Source organism: Streptomyces flavofungini (genome assembly GCF_030388665.1).
Taxonomy (GTDB): Bacteria; Actinomycetota; Actinomycetes; order Streptomycetales; family Streptomycetaceae; genus Streptomyces; species Streptomyces flavofungini_A.
The window spans coordinates 7,472,039-7,490,791 of sequence record NZ_CP128846.1; the positions used below are offsets into that span (position 1 = coordinate 7,472,039).

General features: G+C 75.1%; 14 protein-coding genes. 5 read left to right on the forward strand and 9 right to left on the reverse strand.

Annotated features, from left to right (window positions below; translation table 11 throughout):
• Window positions 1-121: 121 nt before the first annotated feature.
• The gene (locus QUY26_RS32040; protein ID WP_289952844.1) at window positions 122-1,225 is read right to left on the reverse strand and encodes a GNAT family N-acetyltransferase; all 1,104 of its coding nucleotides are present in this window, start codon (window positions 1,223-1,225) and stop codon (window positions 122-124) included.
• Window positions 1,226-1,229: 4 nt separating this feature from the next.
• Window positions 1,230-1,673: a hypothetical protein gene (locus QUY26_RS32045; RefSeq protein ID WP_289952846.1), complete on the reverse strand. Its 444-nt coding sequence runs from the start codon at window positions 1,671-1,673 to the stop codon at window positions 1,230-1,232.
• Window positions 1,674-1,906: 233 nt separating this feature from the next.
• Here QUY26_RS32045 and QUY26_RS32050 point away from each other — a divergent pair, with 233 nt between their 5' ends.
• Window positions 1,907-2,728, forward strand: coding sequence for an SGNH/GDSL hydrolase family protein (locus QUY26_RS32050; RefSeq protein ID WP_289952848.1), 822 nt, complete (start codon window positions 1,907-1,909; stop codon window positions 2,726-2,728).
• A gap of 55 nt (window positions 2,729-2,783) precedes the next feature.
• On the opposite strand, the gene QUY26_RS32055 is transcribed toward QUY26_RS32050, so the two are convergent.
• The 4 genes from QUY26_RS32055 to QUY26_RS32070 all read right to left on the reverse strand — a co-directional run bounded on the left by QUY26_RS32055 (window position 2,784) and on the right by QUY26_RS32070 (window position 9,458).
• Entirely contained in the window at window positions 2,784-4,412 is a 1,629-nt protein-coding gene (locus tag QUY26_RS32055) for a serine/threonine-protein kinase (RefSeq protein WP_289952850.1), read from the reverse strand.
• 108 nt (window positions 4,413-4,520) lie between these two features.
• Complete coding sequence (locus QUY26_RS32060) at window positions 4,521-6,260, reverse strand: nickel transporter (RefSeq protein ID WP_289952852.1); 1,740 nt, start codon at window positions 6,258-6,260, stop codon at window positions 4,521-4,523.
• Window positions 6,257-7,828, reverse strand: coding sequence for a tetratricopeptide repeat protein (locus tag QUY26_RS32065; RefSeq protein WP_289952854.1), 1,572 nt, complete (start codon window positions 7,826-7,828; stop codon window positions 6,257-6,259). The genes QUY26_RS32060 and QUY26_RS32065 overlap by 4 nt, the downstream gene beginning before the upstream one ends.
• Window positions 7,829-7,862: 34 nt before the next feature.
• A complete protein-coding gene (locus tag QUY26_RS32070; protein WP_289952855.1) occupies window positions 7,863-9,458 on the reverse strand; it encodes a DUF4331 domain-containing protein in 1,596 nt (531 codons plus the stop codon).
• 260 nt (window positions 9,459-9,718) lie between these two features.
• On the opposite strand from QUY26_RS32070, the gene QUY26_RS32075 reads away from it, so the two are divergent.
• The 3 genes from QUY26_RS32075 (at window position 9,719) to QUY26_RS32085 (ending at window position 11,462) form a co-directional block, all read left to right on the forward strand.
• Window positions 9,719-10,261 (forward strand): sigma-70 family RNA polymerase sigma factor, encoded by a 543-nt coding sequence (locus QUY26_RS32075; protein WP_436840444.1) that lies wholly within the window; start codon window positions 9,719-9,721, stop codon window positions 10,259-10,261.
• A gap of 35 nt (window positions 10,262-10,296) precedes the next feature.
• The gene (locus tag QUY26_RS32080) at window positions 10,297-11,073 is read left to right on the forward strand and encodes an anti-sigma factor (RefSeq protein ID WP_289956229.1); all 777 of its coding nucleotides are present in this window, start codon (window positions 10,297-10,299) and stop codon (window positions 11,071-11,073) included.
• A gap of 116 nt (window positions 11,074-11,189) precedes the next feature.
• On the forward strand, window positions 11,190-11,462 hold the full coding sequence (locus QUY26_RS32085; RefSeq protein ID WP_030356142.1) for a hypothetical protein: 273 nt from the start codon (window positions 11,190-11,192) through the stop codon (window positions 11,460-11,462).
• A 580-nt stretch (window positions 11,463-12,042) separates the two neighbouring features.
• Here the strand turns inward: QUY26_RS32085 and QUY26_RS32090 are convergent.
• The 3 genes from QUY26_RS32090 to QUY26_RS32100 all read right to left on the reverse strand — a co-directional run bounded on the left by QUY26_RS32090 (window position 12,043) and on the right by QUY26_RS32100 (window position 17,031).
• The gene (locus tag QUY26_RS32090) at window positions 12,043-14,838 is read right to left on the reverse strand and encodes a helix-turn-helix transcriptional regulator (RefSeq protein ID WP_289952860.1); all 2,796 of its coding nucleotides are present in this window, start codon (window positions 14,836-14,838) and stop codon (window positions 12,043-12,045) included.
• A 265-nt stretch (window positions 14,839-15,103) separates the two neighbouring features.
• A complete protein-coding gene (locus tag QUY26_RS32095; RefSeq protein ID WP_289952862.1) occupies window positions 15,104-16,024 on the reverse strand; it encodes an NADP-dependent oxidoreductase in 921 nt (306 codons plus the stop codon).
• Window positions 16,021-17,031 (reverse strand): zinc-binding dehydrogenase, encoded by a 1,011-nt coding sequence (locus QUY26_RS32100; RefSeq protein WP_289952864.1) that lies wholly within the window; start codon window positions 17,029-17,031, stop codon window positions 16,021-16,023. The genes QUY26_RS32095 and QUY26_RS32100 overlap by 4 nt, the downstream gene beginning before the upstream one ends.
• Window positions 17,032-17,349: 318 nt before the next feature.
• Here QUY26_RS32100 and QUY26_RS32105 point away from each other — a divergent pair, with 318 nt between their 5' ends.
• Complete coding sequence (locus QUY26_RS32105) at window positions 17,350-18,741, forward strand: MFS transporter (protein WP_289952866.1); 1,392 nt, start codon at window positions 17,350-17,352, stop codon at window positions 18,739-18,741.
• The last annotated feature ends 12 nt before the right edge of the window (window positions 18,742-18,753 follow it).

The following is an 18,753-nucleotide window of genomic DNA, read 5'->3' on the forward strand; positions in this document are numbered from 1 at the left end:
TATGGCAAGACCTGGAACGGGGTCTCACGGTTTCGGATAATTGACCGTTCTCTTCGGACACCACGAGCGTGTCTGGTTCACCCATCACCCCTGGCGTTCCTTGACGGTTCCTGCGCGTTTCTTAATCGTTCCGGCGCCCGGCTCTGATCTTTCCCAGGCGTTTGAGCAGGCGATCTGCAGGCCCGAACAATTCCGGTCGGCCTACGACGGTATTGCGTAGCGCCCGTACGGGTGCCCGGTGGACACGATGTCCGATTGCCATCGGGTGCCGCAACGCCACCCATCCCTCCGACACCGTGAGTTCACGTGTCTTCAGGGAGTCCTTCCACTGCTTCTGGCCACGGCCGAGGTCGATGTGCGCGATGCCGTCGGCGGCGGCCGCCTCGGCCATGTGCAGATGCAGCAGCAGGCCCGGCGAGTACCGGGCGAAGTCCGGGTCGTACGCCGGGAACCAGCACGCGAGCACGCGCTCGCTGCGCGGGCCGAAGTGCGCGGCGATCGGCGCGCCCCCGGCGTAGAGCACGGAGAGGACGCCTGCGAAGGAGTCGCCGCGGCTGTGGAAGAGCTGGTCCACGAGGCGGGTGATCCAGTCGTGCGCGAAGCGGTCGCTGCGGCCCGTCCTGCGGTACTGCGCGGACTTCCAGGCGATCAGCCTGCGCAGCGCGGCGGGGTCGCGCTCGTCGTGGACGTAGCGCACCTCGCCGTGGTCGCGGCTGAGCCTGCGGCCCTTGGCGAGGGTGGAGCGGAGGAACTTGGGGGAGCGGGCGCGCACCCGGGCGAGATAGCCCTCGTAGCCCTCGTCGAGGTCCATCACGGGCGACGCGAAGTGGCCGGACGCGCCGGTCTCGAACGCGTCCTGGCCGGCCGCGAGATGGTCGAACTCCCACATCACGAGCCCGCAGTCGCGGAGCAGCCCCCGGGCGTCCCACGTGAAGCCGGGCCGGTGCACCAGCCCCTGGCAGTCGGAGACACCGAGGCCCACGGCCCGGCCCACGCCGGTTCTGGATCTCTGGAACGGGAAGTACGCGGCGGGCTCGCCGTCCTCCCGGGCGACGGCCACCCGCACGTTCCCCCGCACCCGCGCCATGGCGAGGGTGAACTCCGGTGCCAGGAACGGGTTCGAGAGGTCGGACAACCCGTTCAGATGAGCCTTGGACTGCATGGCCGTCCATGCCGCTCGGTCGGCTGCGGTGAGCTCGCCGGGGCGGTGCACGGTGACCTCCACGTCATCACGTCCGTCTACTCGGGGCGCGGTGACGCCGTCGCCGCGCCAGGGCCGACAGGAAGACGAGCACGCTGAGTGCGCCGACCGCCGCGACGCCGCCGCGGATCGACCACACGTGCAACGCCAGCATCGCCTGGGCGACCACCAGGTCGACCACGAGCGCTCCGCTGCCGCAGGCCACGACGCGGGCCCAGGTGTCGAGCCCCCGCAGCCACGGGGACAGCGCGAAGCCGGGGGCCGCGAGCAGGAAGAAGAGGACGAACGGGGCGCGCAGCGGCGAGGAGAGGTCGAGCAGCGCGAACGCCGCCCCGACGCACCCGGCGGTCACGGCGACGCCCGCGAACAGGGGTGTCAGATCGGCGGACGCCGCCGCGCGCGGTCCTCTGTCAGGGTCGTGGTCCGGCCGTCCTGTACCGGAAGCCGATGACTTGATCCTGATGGTCTGCATGGGCGACTTGCCCCCCGAAGCGCCGGATGCCGGGCTTCAATGTCGCTCAGCATCCGGCGGCCCGTCAAGATGCGGAGAGGGTGTGCAGATGTTCGTTGTCGGACTGTAGTCCGATCGGTGAACTGTCCTGGCGGGCAAGGGAATTAGTGAAGAATTGATTGTCATGAACACTATCGGCAACGGGTGGTGCGTGCTACCACTGTCGAGGCAGAAATCCTGCTAAGGGAGGTTCCATGAGATTGTCCCGTTTCACGGCATACGCTTCCTCGCTTCTCCTCGCCGCCGCCTGCACCCTCACCGGGGTGGCCACGGCGCACGCGGACTCCGGCGACGACCGGGCCGCCGCCCCCGCCTACGTGGCGCTCGGCGACTCCTACTCCTCCGGTGTCGGCGCCGGCAGCTACGACAGCGGCAGCGGGAACTGCAAGCGCAGCACCCGCTCCTACCCGGCGCTGTGGGCCGCCGCCAACTCACCCTCCAGCTTCAGCTTCACGGCCTGTTCCGGCGCTCGGACGAGTGACGTCCTCAACAACCAGCTCGGGCCGCTGAACTCCGGCACCGGACTGGTGTCCCTCTCCGTCGGCGGCAATGACGCGGGCTTCGCCGACGTGATGATGACGTGCGTACTGCAGTCCGAATCGAGCTGTGTGACGCGCGTCAACCAGGCCAAGGCGTACGTCGATTCGACGCTTCCGGGCCGGCTGAACCAGGTCTACTCGGCGATCAGGAGCAAGGCGCCGTCCGCCCGCGTCGTCGTCCTCGGCTATCCACGCTTCTACAAACTCGGCGGCAGTTGTCTCGCCGGTCTCACCGAGGGCGAGCGCCGTGCCATCAACGGTGCCGCCGACCACCTCAACACCGCCACCGCCAAGCGCGCCGCCGACCACGGCTTCACCTTCGGCGACGTCACCACCACGTTCACCAACCACGAGATCTGCTCCGGCGACGCGTGGCTGCACAGCGTGAACTGGGGCAACATCGGCGAGTCCTACCACCCGACCGCCGCGGGCCAGTCCGGCGGCTACCTCCCGGTCTTCCGCGGGGCGGCGTCCTGACGCACCGTCACCGTCTTGCGGTCCGCAGGCGGTTGAGCCGCCCGCGGCACCGGCCTCACTGATCGTAGGGAGAGGGGGAGCCTTCTGAAGTGGTCGGGGGCTCCTCCTCGCACGTCACGGAGTACGCGACGGAGTTCGATGTCGCGGTCACCGGGCTGCGGACCTCGACGCGCACGCTGCCGCGGTGCGTGCCGGGGTCAGTCCAGGCCGGCACCTCCACGTGGTTGACCTGCTTGCTCTTCCCGCCGTCCGACGGGAACGAAAGCGTCTTCCAGCCCGGGTCGCTCGACTCGCCCGCGGCGGTCACCCACCGGTACTGCACGCCCACCGGCACCCGCCCCACGGTGAAGGTCGCCGCGAACGACGGCGCCTCGCCGGCCGGTACCGGGCACGCGCCCGTGTACGAGGTGCGGTGGCCGGTTACGCTGACGCGCACCGACTGGGCCGGGGTGGTGGTGCCGCCGTCCCCGCCGCCGTCGGTGGAACCGCCGTCGCCGCCACCGCCGTTGGTGCCGCCGTTGTCGCCGCCTCCGCTGCCGTTGCTCCCGTTGCCGGTCGCGCCCCCGTCGCCCCCGTCCCCTCCGGCGCCGCTGTCGGATCCGCCGTTGCCGCCACCGCTGTTCGACCCGCCGGTCGTGCCGCTGCCGCTGTCGGCGCCGCCGTTCCCGCCGCCGGAGTCGTCGTTCACCAGGGCGTACGTGACACCGCCGATGGCCAGGGCCACGGCGGCGATGCCCGCGACGAGCACGGCGGTCGTACGGCGCGAGCGTGCCGGGGGCGTCGTGGTCGTCGTGTCCGGCGTGGGGGTGGTGCCGGTCGGGGCGGACGAGGCGAGACCGCCGGGCGGCGGTGGCGGAGGGGGAGTGGTATCGGGGCGCTGGGGTGCGGCGACCGTCGGCTGGTACGAGGCGGACGACTCCGTGCGTGGCGCGTGGCCCTCCGCCACCAGGCGCAGGTCCCGTTCGGTGTCCGCCGCGAGCGCGCGCTCCGCCGGGTCCTTGCGCAGCAGGCCCTCGATGACCGGGGTCAGCGGCCCCGCGTTGCGCGGCGGCGGCAACTGTTCGTCGACGACGGCGCGCAGCGTGCTGAGCGGGGTGTTCTGCCGGAACGGCGAGACGCCCTCCACGGCCGCGTACAGGAGCACACCGAGTGACCACAGGTCGGACTCCGGTCCGGGGCGGTGGCCCAACGCCCGCTCCGGGGCGAGGAATTCGGGTGAACCGACGACCTCGCCGGTCATGGTGAGCGCCGAACTGCCCTCCACCATCGCGATCCCGAAGTCGGTGAGCACGACCCGGCCGTCGTTGGACAGCAGGACGTTGCCGGGCTTCACGTCGCGGTGCAGCACCCCCGCGTCGTGCGCGGCGCGCAGCGCACCCAGGACCTCCGCGCCGATGTGCGCGGCGCGCTGCGGGGACATCGGACCCTCGGCCTCCAGGGTGTCCGACAGGGACAGGCCGCGCACCAGCTCCATCACGATCCACGGCCGACCCTCGTCGGTGGCGACGTCGTACACCGTCACGACGTTGCGGTACGGGATCCGGGCCGCGGCCCAGGCCTCCCTCTCCAGCCGGGTGTAGAGCCGCTCGACCTCGCTCGCCGGGAGCCCCGCGGGCGCGCGGACCTCCTTGACGGCGACCTCGCGGCCGAGCACGTCGTCCCTGGCCCGCCACACCGTGCCCATGCCCCCCTCGCCCAGTGGCGCCAGGAGACGGTAACGCCCAGCGATCACTCGCGTTTCGTCGGACACGAGCCCCCCATTCGCAGCCGTGCGATTCTCCACAAAAGTAGCTCAACCGAGCGCTGTTGCGGCCCCCTTGAACACCAATCCGCATCCGAGGGCGAGCACCACGCACGCGGAGCCCAGCGGCGCGAGCCGCCGGGTGAGCCCGGCGAGCCGCACCCGCCCCCGCCGCCTCCGCGACAGCCGCCGCCCCGCGACCGCGGAGACCCGCGTCCCGAGCCGCACGACGAGGACCCCGGCCGCCGTCAGCGTGATCGCGAGCCCCGCGCCGTACGCGAGCACGAGCAGCAGCCCGAACCAGGCCTCCCCGAGAGCGGCGGCGCCGACGAGCACGACGACGGCGGAGGGACTGGGAACGAGACCACCGGCGAAGCCGAGGAGCAGGGTGCCGCGGACCGTGGGGGGTACGGGTGGGTGCTCGTGCGCGTGGGAGTGGCCGTGCCCATGGGTGTGGGAGTGGCCGTGGGCGTGGCGGCGGTGGCGCCAGGCCCGGCGGAGCAGGACGGCGCCCGCGCCGGCGACGAGGAGGCCGCTGGCGACGCCGAGCCAGGCGACGACGGAGGGAGCGGCGGCGGAACCGCCTGCGACGAGGAGCCCGAGCGCCACGACGCCCAGGGTGTGGGTGACGGTGACGGAGGCGGCGAGGGGCAGGACGTCGCGGAGGGACGCGGTGCCGCGGGCGGCGGCGGTGGCGGCCATCAGGGTCTTGCCGTGCCCGGGGGCGAGGGCGTGCAGCGCGCCGAGGAGCAGGGCGGTGCCGAGGGCCACGGCGGCGAAGGTCCAGGTGAGGTCGTGGCGGGCGACGAGCCGGGTGAGGGCGTCGGTGGCGGTGCGGGGGAGGGCGGCGGCGGGCGGCGCGGGGTCGGCGGCGAGGGCGGGCCCGCCGGGGCGGACGCGCAGGGTGGCGGAGGTGGTGTCGGGAGGGGAGGAGGTGAGCTGCTTCGGGTAGCGGGTGAGGGCGCGGGACGGAGAGGCCGCGGGTACGTCGGTGTCGGTGAGGGTCATGCGGTCGCCGCGGGCGGTGATCTCGCGCCAGCCGGGGGCGGGTTGGCGGGTGGCGCGGTAGCTGAGGGAGAGGTCCTTGCCCGGGGGAAGCGTGACGGCGAAGCGGCACTCGACGCGGACGGTGGGGAGCCCGGCCTGGCCGGTGCGCACGAGGGCGCGGGCGGTGCCGGACCGGACGGGGACGGGACGCCCGGCGAGGGCGACGCGGGTACCGGCGGCGGCCTCGCGGCACCGCTCGGCCGCCCAGCGGTGGGCGCCCGCGCGCTCGATGCCGGGTTCGGCCTGGGAGCCGGGGATCTCGGCGAGGTCCTCGACGTGGTCGACGCGGAGCCGGCCGGGGGCCAGGGTGAGGGCGTCGTGCTGGTTGACGGTGAAGTTGCCGAGCGGGTGCGCGGAGGCGGGGGCGGCGGGGACCAGGAGGGTGCCGCAGAGTGCGAGGAGGAGGGCGGCGAGGGCACGGCGGGCCCGGGCGGCAGCGCGCTTCGAAGGCCGGGCCCGGCCTGCTCCACGGGGCGAAGGGGGCGCGGGGGGCACGTCGGGCCCGGCACGTCCGGGCCGTCCCGGGCGCGGCCCTCGCCGGGCCTGTGCGCCCCCGAACAGCGGGAGCCGCCGCACGGGGCGCTCGCGCCCGGGCGCCCCGTCGGCGACGAGCGCACTTCCCCGGCTGCCCGGATCGGCCTCGGACGCACCTGCCTGCGCGCTCGGCCCGGCCTCGGCCCGACCGCCGAGGGTGCCCGGCCCGGGCTCCCGCCGGACGGCGCCCGTATACGAAACAGCCTTCATCGCAACCCCTCCAACAGTCGCCTCGCGTCCCGGGACCCCACGGGCGAGAACCCCGAGTTGAGCCCGAGCGCCCGCTCGAGCCAGCGCCGCCCGGCCGCGGGCGAGCCGGTGCGCAGCTCGATCACCCCGCGGTGGTAGGAGAAGGACGCCTCACGGAACCCCGTGGCGGTGGCCCGCCGGGCGTACCGCAGGGCCTCCTCGTCGCGCCCGACGGCATGCAGCGCCCACCCCAGCGCGTCAGCGGTGTGCACGGTGCGCCGCCGCCCCCACTCGGCCCGCGCCGCAGCGAGCGCGGCTTTCGCGTCCCCGTGGTCCACGGCGGCGAGCGCGGTGTCCAGATCGGGGTTGACCCCGTTCGCGCGGGCCAGCCGCGTCCAGGCGTGGATCAGCCGGTACTGCTCCCGGGCCCGCGCCGACTTCCCCTGGGACTCGTACAGTTCGCCGAGGGCCACCAGCGTGCCGGGCAGCGGCTGCCGGGCCACGGCGTCGCGCAGATCGGCGACGGCCGCCCCCGTCTCGCCCCGGGCGGCCCGCACCCGCCCCCGCGTCTCCAGCGCGGGAACGTACGACGGGTCGGCCCGCAGCGCGACCGCGCACTGCCGCGCGGCCCGCGCGTACTGCCCCTGGCGCCAGGCGAGTTGGGCGAGTGCTGTGGCGACGTACGCGACATCGCCTGGCGCCCGCGCGGAGGCGAGGGCGCGTTCCAGGACGCGCCGGGCCCCGCCGACGTCCCCGCGCAGCTCCCGCACGTACGCGTACCGCGTGAAGACCGGGATGCCGGGCCGCCGCGCGTCGGCGTCCCGCGCCGCCCGCAACGCCCGGTCGTACGCGCCGAGTTCGACGAGCGCGTCGATGCGGGTGGCGAGGGCGCGCTCGTTGTAGGGGTTCACGGCCAGCGCCTTCTTCGCGTGCCGCAGCGCGCCGGGGAAGTCGTGCCGCGCGGCGGCGAGGGCGCCCTGCCCGGCAAGGGCGACGTCGTGGCCGGGGCGGAGCGCGAGCGCGCGGTCCAGGGCGCGCTCGGCCTCGTCGTACCGGGTGGGGTCGGCGTGCGTGCGCGCCTGCTCGACGTACGCGGACCCGAGCGCGGCCCAGGACGCGAAGTCCCTGGGACGCGCCCGCACCCGCTCCCGTAGCGAGGACACCGCGCGGTCGAGGTCGCCCGCGCGCATCCCGTCGGGCGGTGCCGCGTACGGGGCCGGCGGGGCGGCCGCCACGGACGGCCGCCCCTCCTCCCGTACCGCTCCGACGACCACCGCACCCGCGGTCAGCGTGACCGCGAGAGCGACGACGGCCCCGAGCCGCCACCCGGCCCGCCGGGCGAGACCCGCACGAGCCGTCCGCCCGCCCGGCGCGCCGACGAGCCGCCGCGCATCGCCCCCGTCGTCCCCGGCCCGCTCCCCGGCCGGGGTGCCGTCGAGCGGCACCCCGGCGGATCCGGCGGACTCCGTGGACCCGGTGGAGCCGACGGGCTCGGCCGGCCCGATGGAGCCGGTGCACCCGGTGAAGCCAACGGACCCGGTGGACCGGGCGGATCCGGTGGGCCGGGCGGACCCGGTGGACCGGCCCACCCCCCACCAGTCCCCAAAGCGGCGGCTGCCCATCTCAGACCCCCGTGACCCCGGAGTCGCGTCCCCGCGGGCCCCCGCCGGCTCGCGTGCGCCACCACACGATGCCGAGGGTCAGGAGCAGCAGACCGGCGCCGCCGGCCGCGGCGGAGGCCAGGAGGACGGTGTCGGTGGAGTCGTCCGTGTCGCGGGCGGCGCCGGCCGGTTCGCCGCCGGTCATGGCGCTGCCGGGTGCCCCGGAGCCGTCGTCCGAGCCGGCGCGTGCGCCCTTCTCGGCGAGCGGGCCGCGCGAGCCCGCCGTGGGCAGGGCCAGGTACGGGAAGGAGCGGCCGAACTCGCGGTCGTTGGCGTTGACGGCGTCGCCCAAGTCGTTCTTCCGGCCGACGAGTTCGCCCTGGACGACCTGGAGGGAGATGTCGAGGACGTCGTCGGCAAGGCGTCGCCCGTTGGGATAGCCCGCGTTGTCGCCGTCGAGGACGCCGAGGCGCTTCGGCGAGGCGGCGGGCTTGATGGAGGTGTTGAGCCGCAGGGCCTCCGCCGGCCGTACGCCCGGCGGCTGGTTGAGGCCCTTCACACCGGTCAGGAACACCGACACCAGGTCCTTGCGGGGCTCCTTCGGCGCCTTGATCTTGTAGATCGACTCGATCAGACGCGCCAGCTCCGGCTTGGTGACGTACGGCAGGAAGTCCCCGTCGTTCCAGGGCGCGGACGCGTTGAACTTGTCCTTGTCCTTCATGGGCACGACGACCTCGTTGACGAGCGGCGCCCCGAGCCGGGAGACCTGCGTCCACTTCCCGTCGGCGTTCTCGCGCTGCGTCGTCGACCAGATCCCGACGGTCGGCTGCTTCTCCGACTGGCGGATCGAGGCCGACGGCACCTGCAGGGCGACGGAGTTGACGTTGTACCCGGCGAGGGTGTCCCGCCCGACCTCCGACAGATCGCCCCCGTACAGCAGGTCGAACACCCGCAGGTCGAGGAAGAACGGATCGTCGGCCTGACCGGCGAACGCGGTGTGGTCGCCGGGCAGCTCGCGCACGGCCTGGTCGCGCAGTTCGCCGTAGTTCGGCATGGACGCCTTGCCCACGTGGCTCGGCGCGATCGGCAGATCGTCGGCGACCTTCTTCGTCGAGACGACCTTCTGGTCCTTCAGCCGCAACAGGTCGATGTCGTACGTCTGCGTCACGTTCAGGTCGGGGTCGTCGAGGGACGTGACGGGCCCGGTGTTGTAGAGGAAGGTGTCCCCGTTCTTCGTACGGGTGTCGAAGGTCCAGCGGTACAGCAGGTCGCCCTGCGCGTCGCCGTCGCGGTCGATGTGCACGTCGTACTGGGCGTCCTCGGGGAACGGGTAGAAGTTCGGGCCGCCCGCCGGCTCCTCGAACGGGATCCAGTTGGCGACGATCGTCGTGGTGTCGGGCTTGTCGGGGCTGACGAACGCGTACACGTCCGTGTTGTCGTACTGCGGCTGCCCCGAGATCAGCGGGGCCTCGCGGTGGCTGGAGGCGCGGGCCGCCTCCGGTACGAGCGTGCCGGTCCCGGCGGCTGCGAGCCCCCCGGCGGCCAGCACGCCGCACACGAGCCCGACGATTCCACGGGTGCTCCATGGCTTCGTGCGGCTCCTCGCGACTGCTGTCATCGCGTCCGTCCTCACTGTGGTGGTGGGTGGTCGTGCGTTCTCATGGGTCGGTACGGGTCGGTGCGACGGCCGCGCGCGTGGGCCGGGCGCGGTCCGTCTCCCCCGCCATTCGGCGCGGCCCCGCGCTCGGATTGGCATCAATCCCGCCGGAGGTCTCGCCCCCGCCCCCCACCGCGTCCAGAATTGGGCGCCCAGGGAGCGGGGAACGGCGGCGACGTGCGCCGAAGCTCCGGGGGAGAGGCCGAAAAAGGGGGACTCGGGTGGACGCTGACGCACTGCTGCCCCTGGTGGCCCGCGGCGACCAGAAGGCGTTCGAAGAGCTGTACGGACTGGTGTCCGGGCCCGTGTACGGCCTTGTCCGCAGAGTGCTGCGCGACCGCGCGCAGTCGGAGGAGGTGGTCCAGGAGGTGCTCCTCGAACTGTGGCGCACCGCCGCCCGGTACGACCCGGCGCGCGGCACCGCCCTGTCCTGGATCCTCACGCTCGCCCACCGCAGGGCCGTGGACCGGGTCCGCAGCGCGCGGGCCGCGAGCGACCGCGAGCAGCGCGTCGCCCAGCGCGCCGAGACACCCGCGTTCGACCAGGTCGCCGAGGAGGTCGAGGGCAGCCTGGAGCGCGAGTGGGTGCGCCGCTGCCTGGAGCGGCTCACGGACCTCCAGCACCAGGCCGTGACGCTCGCCTACTACGACGGCTACACCTACCGCGAGGTGGCCCGCCGCCTGTCCGTGCCCCTCGGCACCGTCAAGACCCGGATGCGGGACGGACTCCTGCGCCTTCGCGACTGTCTGGGCGCCGCCGCATGAGAGCTGCGGGCACCGGCCTGTTCGGCCGCATCCGGATGTACGTGGGCGGCCTGCGGATCGGCCGCACCGTGCACTCCCTCGCCGTGCCCTACGCCCTCGACGCCCTCGACCCGAGCGAGACCCGGCGCTTCGAGCGGCACCTGGAGGGGTGTCCGCGCTGCACCGACGAGGTGCGGGCGCTCGCCGCCGACACCGTGCGCCTGGCGCGTGCCGCCTCCGTCCCCGCGCCACCGGACCTGCGGGACCGGATCCTGACCGCCGTGCGCGCCACCGAACAGGAGGCTCCGGAGCCCGCGGTGGTGGTGGGGGAGCCCGGGGGCGCCCCGGCGCGCGGCCGTGCCCCCGTCCTCGTCGCGCTCGCCGCGTCCGCCGCCGTCCTCGCCCTCGTCGCCGTCGGCATCCTCACCTTCGCCCTCGGCCGCGCCGACGACCGGCTCGACGAGGAGCGGGCCGCCGCACGTGAGATCGCCCACGTCCTGGCCGCGCCCGACGCCCGCGCGGCCCGCACCCGGGACACCGAAGGGCGCGGCCTCGGCGTCGTCGCGTCCCGCGAGCAGGGGCAGGCCGTCGTCACGGCGTCCGGGCTCGGCAGGCCGCCCGCCGGCCGGGACCATCAACTGTGGGTGATGCGCGACGGGGCCGCGCCGCGCTCCCTGGGCCTTGTCGACGGCGAAACGCCGGTCGTCGCGGACGATCTGGACGGGGGCGCGAGCTCACTCGCTGTCACCGTCGAACCCGACGGCGGCTCGGTGCGGCCCACCACCGCACCGGTTGTCCAACTCACCCTGAAATCAGTTGGATTCGGAGAGTAATCGTCAACGTCCTTGCGGGGAAGGTGAATCCTGCGACCGGGATACACGAGTGTCATGGTGGGGCGATAGGGTTAACCTGCCCTGGGCCGGGTGCCCTCGTACGGGTGGGGAGTGACATGGAACAGATAACAGTGCGCAGTAGGGCGAGGGTCCCTGCGATCACTTGTGGGAGCGGCGCGAGCAGTTCGCGTCTCGACCGTCATCTCTCGGTGCTGGGCGGTCCCGCCGTCCCGCAGCGCGAGGCGGCCGAGGCGACGCTGCTGATGCGCGAGCTCACCTCGCGTGATGTCGCGCACGACCGCAGCGGTGGCAGGCGCGCACGGGTGCGCCGGGTGTCGCTGTTCGCTCCGCTGCGGCGGTTGCGGCGTTCGCTGTTCGGCAGCCACTAGTTTCTGGCGTGGGCGCCTTGGTCTCGGGCCGTGGCGTCCCGCCGTCCCCCTCTCGTTGCTTCTCTCCCGCCCACCCGCCCCCTCTGTCCTGTCGCTGCCTGCGCTGCCGCACGCTGCCCGTGGGCCGGGCCGCCCCCGATCGGCCTCCGGCCTCGTCCTCAAACGCCGGACGGGCTGGAATCCCTCGCCCTCGAACGCCGGGCGGGCCGAAACTTCTCGTCCTCTGGCGCCGGGCGGGTCGGAATCTCTCGTCCTCTGGCGCCGAGCGGGGCGACATCCCTGGTCCTTGAAGGCCGGGTGGGCTGGCGTCCCTCGTCATTCTCAAGTGCCGGGCGGGCCGCCCCTCACCCCCGGCGGACGGTCTCGAAATCCTTGCTCTCGGGCAGCGGGGGACGTGCGTCCTCGCGCTCGCCGCGCCGGTGCGTCTCAGCCCGTCCGGCGTTTGAGGACGAGGCGCGGAGCGCCGATTCGGGGGAGGACTGTCCCACCGGAAGGGGACACCTGCCCTCGGGGTCCAGGGGCGGAGCCCCGGTTTCGGGAAGGGGCGGGATCGGGGAGAGTCCCGCAGGGCGCAGCCACCTCAGTCCGCCTGCAGGTTCAGGTGCGGTAGGTCACCCCGGGACGCCACGCCCAGCTTGGGGTAGGCGTTGTAGAGGTGGTAGCCGACGGTGCGGGGGGACAGGAACAGCTGAGCCCCGATGTCGCGGTTGGACAGCCCCGTAGCGGCCAGCCGCACGACCTGGCGTTCCTGCGGCGTCAGCCGAGCCGCCGTCAGCTTCTCCGGACCCCGCGGAGCCCTGCTCTCGCCGGTGGCGCGCAGCTCGGCGCGGGCCCGCCCCGCCCACGGCACCGCCTCCAACTGCTCGAAGACGTCCAGAGCCGAACGCAGCGGACCCCGGGCCTCGCTTCTGCGGCCCGCACGGCGCAGCCACTGGCCGAAGAGGAACTGGGTGCGGGCCCGTTCGAAGGGACGCCCGTCGTCGGCGTGCAGCCGCAGGGCCTCCGCGTACGCCGCCTGCACGGCGTCGCCCCCGGCCCGGGCCGGATCCGCCTCGGCGAGCAGCCCCCGGCAGCGAGCCGCGATCGCACGGGCCCACGGAGCCCCCGTGTGCCCGGCCCACGCGGCGTACCGCTCCGCCAACTCCCGTACGCTGTCCGGCTCTCCGGCGCGGACGGCGGCCTCGACGTGGTCGGGGACGCAGTACAGCGCGACGGTCGTGTGGGACGCCGGGCCGGCCGCCAGGTCCTCGTAGCCGCGCAGCGCCGCCTCGTGGCGGCCGAGGCCCAGGTCGAGCAGGGGCCGGGCGGCGGCGCTCCAGACCCGGCCCGGCGGGGCCTGACGGGGGTCGATGAAGCTCGTGAGTTCCTTGACGCGGGACTCGTCGCCGCCGAGCGCCGCCAAGTAGGCGAGGACGCCGGTCAGCTGGGCGGCGTAGTGCCGCTGCCCGCTGTCCTCGGCGATCCGCACACCCTCGGCCGCCCCGGCGAGCGCGCACCCGTGCCGCCCGAGCAGCACCCGAGCCCGCGCCCGAAGCAGCAGCACCAGCGGCAGCGGCCCGACCGCCCCCTGCTCACGGCACTCGCGCTCCAGCTCGGCGGCAAGCTCGATGCCGCCCTCCAGATCGCCGAGCGGCGCGAACCAGGTGGCGATGGACGCCCGCTCGCGCAGGCCGAGGCCACCGGTGTCGCCGCGCAGGCGTGTGAACAGCTCCCGCAGCGGGGGCAGGGCCCGGCCCGGCTCGCCCGCCGCGAGCCGGGCGATGCCGTCGACGGCGGGCAGGTACGGCGGGGCGCCGGGCGGCGGCGCCAGGCCGAGGGCCGCCACCCGGTCGGTGATCTCGTCGATGGACGGGCGGTGCCCCGCCACCCAGGCCGCCGTCATCGCCTCGTACAGGAGCAGCGCCGCCGTGTCCGGAGCCCGCCCCGCGATCTCCGACGCCGTGCCGAGGAGCACCTTGTGGGCCGCGTCGAACTCCTCGCGCTCCCGGGCCACGCCCGCGCGGACCCGGGCGAGCCTGGCCAGGACGGCCGGGTCGGTGAGGTGCGGGGCGGCGTGCCGGGCCAGGTCGGCCGCGTGCGCGCTCTGGCCCGCGTCCGCTGCGGCCACGGCGGCGAGCGCGAGGCGCCGGGCCCGGGCGGCGCCGTCCGGGGTGAGACGCGCGGCCCGTTCGTGCGCCGCCGCCTCGGCCGCGTAGCCGCCCCGTGCGCGGGCGTGCCGCGCGGTCTCCTCCAGGGCGGCGGCGACGTACTCGTCCGGCGCCGTGGTGGCCGCCGCCAACTGCCAGGCGCGGCGGTCGGCGCCGCCCACACGCGGCAGGGCGTCCGCGAGCGCCCGGTGCGCGGCGACCCGGGCGGCGAGCGGGGCCGACTGGTAGGCGGCGGTACGGATCAGCGGGTGCCCGAACACGAGCCGCCCGCCGTCCAGGCGCACGAGCTGTCGGCGTTCGGCCGGTTCGAGATCGGCGACACCCGCCCCGAGCGTGCTCGCCGCGGCCGCGGTCGCCTCCAGATCGCCGGTGCCCTCCGCCGCCGCCACGAGGAGCAGCGTGCGCGTCGCCTCCGGCAGCGCGGTCACGCGGTCCACGAACGTCTGCTGCACGCGGGAGCCATGAGGGGGCGCCACCGCGTGCGCGGGCCCCGCGAGCACCCCGAGGTGCCCTTCCCGCTGGGCCGCGGGGAGTTCCCGCAGCGCGAGCGGGTTCCCGCGCGCCTCGCCCAGGATCTCGGCGCGTACGTACGGGGGCAGATCCCCCGCGTGCTCGGCGAGGAGGTCGGCGGCGGCCTCCTCGCCGATGCCGTCGACCCGCAGCTCCGGCAGTCCGGGAGCGGGGAACTGCGGTGCGTGCCCCTCGCGGGCCGCGAACAGCAGGACCACGCCCTCGACGGCCAGGCGCCGCCCGGCGAACAGCAGCGCCTCGGCGGAGGCGTGGTCAAGCCAGTGCGCGTCGTCCACCACGCACAACAGGGGCCGCTCGTCGGCGAGTTCGGCGAGGAGCGTCAGGACGGCGAGGCCGGTGAGGAAGCGGTCGGCCGCGCTCGTGGCGCCGTCGCCGTCCGTCGGCCCCGCCCCCGGTGCCGGCCCCAACGCCGTGCGCAGGGCCGTCGCCTGAGGTGCGGGCAGGGCGGAGATCCGGTCGGTGTGCCGGTGCAGGAGCAGGTGGAGGGCCGCGAAGGGGAGGTCGGTCTCGGTCTCCGCGGCCGTGGTGCGGAGCACCCTGAAGTCCTGGTCCGTGGCCATGGCCGCCGTCTCCGAGAGGAGGGCCGACTTGCCGATGCCCGCCTCGCCGCGCAGGACCAGGGCAGAGCTCTCGCCCTGCCGGGCCCGGGCGAGGAGGGCTGCCAGCTGGTCCAGTTCGGCGGTGCGACCTTGAAGCATGGTTCAAGTAATCCGCCGTAGGGGGTGGATATTCCCGGGGGCGAGGGGGCGAGGGGGCGAGGGGGCGAGGGGGCGAGGGGGCGAGGGGGCGAGGGGGCGAGGGGGCGAGGAGGCGAAGAGGCCGGGAGGCGGGAGGCCGCGAGCCGGGGAAGCCGGGGCGGGGCCGGGGCAAGGGAGCGTCCTCCGGCGGCCCGAGGGCCGCCCACCCCCTGGCCGCGCCCCGCCGCGTCCAGCAGGGCCCCGCTCTGCCCGGCCGCGCCCCGCCTCACTCCGCCACCGTGAGGATCACCTTCCCCCGCCCGTGCCCCGACTCCACCTCCCGCTGTGCCGCCGCGGCCTCCGCCAAGGGGAACGTCGCCCGGACGTGCACCCGCAGCAGGCCCTTGGCGTACAGGTCGGTGACCTCGGCCAGGCGCTGGGCGGTGCGGGTGCCGCGGATCAGGGGGAGGCCCAGGCGCTCGGCCTCCTCGTCGTCGACCATCGACATCACGCGGGAGCGGTCCTTGGCCACGGCGACCGAGGCGCGCAGCGCCTGTGCGCCCGCGCCGTCGAGCGCCGCGTCGACGCCGTCGGGCGCGATGGCACGCACCCGCTCCTCCAGACCGTCCCCGTACGTCACGGGAATCGCGCCGAGCGCCCGCAGGTGGTCGTGGTTGCGCGGGCTCGCCGTACCGATCACGGTGGTGGCGCCCCAGGCCTTGGCGAGCTGCACGGACAGCGTGCCGAGGCCGCCCGCCGCGCCGTTGATGAGGACCGTGTCTCCGGGGCCGACGCCGAGCGCGCTGAGCGCCATGTGGGCGCCCTGGGCGTTGCCGGGGAAGCCGCCGGCGACGGTGAAGTCCATGGCGTCCGGCTTGGCGACGAGGTGGTCGGCGCCCACGACGACGTACTCGGCGTACGCGCCGAGCAGCGTGAAGCCGAGGACGCCCTGGCCGGGCGCGAAGCCCGTGACGTCCGCGCCCAGCGCGTCCACCGTGCCCGCGAACTCGTTGCCGGGGACGATCGGGAACCCCACCCCCGGCGGCCGCATCACCCCCTGCCGGATGCCGATGTCGAAGGGCATCACGCCCGCCGCGCGGACCCGCACCCGCACCTGACCGGGCCCGGGTTCGGGCACGTCGAGCCGCACCGGGCGCAGCACGTCGGCCGCGCCGTACTCCCGCAGGGCCATCGCGTCCATCCTCATGACGCCACCTCCGTGTCCGTCGTGCCGGTGGTCAGGACGACCTTGCCGACCGTCGCGCGGCCCAGCAGCGCCGTGTGCGCGGCGGCCGCGTCCCGCAGCGGGAACGTGGTGACGGCCGGGACCAGGGTGCCGTCCGCCGCCGCGGCGAGCGCCCGCTCCTGGAGCCCGCGCAGCCCGTCGGGCAGCCGGAGGAGCCGCGGACCCAGCGCGTGCGTGACCGTCAGGACCTTGTCGTGCAGGTCCTTCGACGTGAACTCGGTCGGCGTGCCGGACGACCAGCCGTAGATCACGAACTGCCCGCCGTGTCCGAGGAGTTCCAGGGCCGTGCGGCCCGCCGCGCCGCCCACGCTGTCGAAGGCCACGCCCACCTCACGGTCGCCGAGCCCGTCACGGACCCGGTCCGCCCAGTCCGGCAGCGCGTAGTCGACGGCGAGGTCCGCGCCGAGCGCCCGGACCCGCGCCACCTTGTCGGGGCCGCCCGCCGCGGCCACGACGGTCGCGCCCGCGTTCTTCGCCGCCTGCACGAGGAGCGTGCCGACGCCGCCCGCCGCCGCGGTCACGAGGACCACGTCGTCCGGCGCGGGCGCGGCCACGGCCAGGACGCCGAGCGCCATCCGGCCGGTGCCGACCATGGCGATCGCGGCTTCGTACGACAGGGAGTCCGGCAGCGGGAACAGGGCCTCCGCCTCGCGTACCGCCAGTTCGGCGTAGCCCGCGTTGACCAGACCGAGATGGGTGACCACCCGGCGGCCCAGCCACTGATCGCCGACGCCCGCGCCGAGCCGGTCGACGACCCCGGCGACCTCACGGCCCGGGGTGAGCGGCGGCTCCGGCAGCGCGAAGGGCAGCTCGTCGCCCGCGCCGCGCTGCAGGGCGGTGTCGAGGAGGTGGACTCCGGCGGCCCGCACGGAGATCCGGACCTGGCCGGGTCCTGGCTCGGGGTCGGGCACCTCCTCGTAGCGGAGCTGCTCGGGGCCGCCGAAGGCGTGGATGCGGATGGCGTGCACGGGACGTCCTTCCGGGGTGGGAGGTGAGTGGGGCGGCTTGGGCCCGCATCCAGGAAGTTATGGGGGCGGTGCACGCGGTCGCCTCTGTCGGATGACTGGGGTCGGATGACTGGGGCCGGACGACTGGGGTCGGACGGCCGAGGCGACTGGGGGCGGTGCCCCTGCGCGGCCTGGAGCCGAGTGCCCCGGAGCGACCGGGCCCTGCGCACCCCAGTCGTCCGACAAAGGCGTGCGCACCCCAGTCGTCCGACAAAGGCGTGCGCACCCCAGTCGTCCGACAGAGGCGACGCCCCGCACCCCGTTCCTAGCGTCGGCCGCATGACTCAGCACACTCCCGAATCCGCCCGCACCCCGCCGCCGGACGGCGCCCCGCCCACGCGCTGGGCACCCGTGGCCGTGATGGCGCTGGCCATGCTCATGGTCACCCTGGAGATCAGCCTGACGGCGGTGACGCTGCCCGCGATGGGCGACGACCTGGGCGTCGGCTCCTCGTCCGCCCAGTGGGTCCTGCTCGCGTACACGCTGCCCACCGCCGCGCTCGCGATCCCCGCGGGACGCTGGAGCGACCGCGTGGACCTGCGCGCCCTGTTCCTGTTCGCCGTGCCCGCGATCGGCCTGACCAGCGTCCTCGCGGCCGCCGCGCCCAACCTGCCGGTGCTCCTTGCGGCCCGCGTCCTCCAGGGCGTCGCGGGCGCCCTCGTCGGGGCGCTCTACCTGCCGGTGGTCGCCGCGAGCGTGCGGCCCGAACAGCGGGGCCGGGCCATGGGGTTCGTGGCCACGGTCATGCCGATCGGCTCGATGGGCGGCTCGTCCCTCGGCGGGGCGGTCGTCGACGCCTACGGCTGGCGGCCGGTGTTCCTCCTGAAGATCCCCGTGCTGCTCGGCGTGTGGTGGCTGGGGGCGCGCCTCATCCCGCGCACGGACAAGGGCCTCGCGGCGCCCGGCCGTTCGCTGGTCGGGGACGGCGTGCTGCTCGGCGCCGCCGTGACCGCGCTGCTGCTCGCCTTCGGCCGGATCGAGGCGGACGCGCCCGTCACCGCGACGCTGTTCGCCCTGGCCGCCGTCGCGGGCGCCGTGGCCTGGTCGCGGCTCGGCACCGCCCGCCCGGTCCTCGACCTGCTGCGCCGCCGGGAGGTGGGTCTGCCGGTCCTCTCCCTCTTCCTCAGCGGCACGTTCGTGGGGCTCTCCTACTTCCTGCTGCCGTACTACGTCGCCGACGTCCTGGGCGCCGGGGCCTCCCTGACCGGCGTGGCGATGGTCTTCTTCATCGGCGCGGTCGCGCTGACGGCACCGCTCGGCGGGACGCTCGCCGACCGGCTGCCGCCGCGGCTCGTGGGGGTGGTCGGGGCCGGGCTGTGCGGCGCGGGCGTCCTCAGCACGGCGACCCTCGGGCCGGACGCGGGCCTGTGGGACATCGGCTGGCGCCTCGCCCTCGCGGGCGCCGGGCAGGCCCTGTTCGGCACGCCGGTGAACGCCGGGATCCTCGGCGCGACCCCCGCGCACCTCGTCGGCACGGCGGGCGGCGTCGGCAACACGTCCCGCACGCTGGCCTTCGCGGTGGGTCCGGCGGTCGCCGCGCTCGCGTACGGCGTCGGCGGCGGTGGGGAGTCCGGATTCCACGTGGGGGTCGTCGTCCTCGCAGTGCTCCAGGGGCTGAGCCTGGCGGCGCTGTTGCCGGGGGCCGGGAAGGGGCGCGCGGCCCGCGCGTGACGGCGAGCGGGC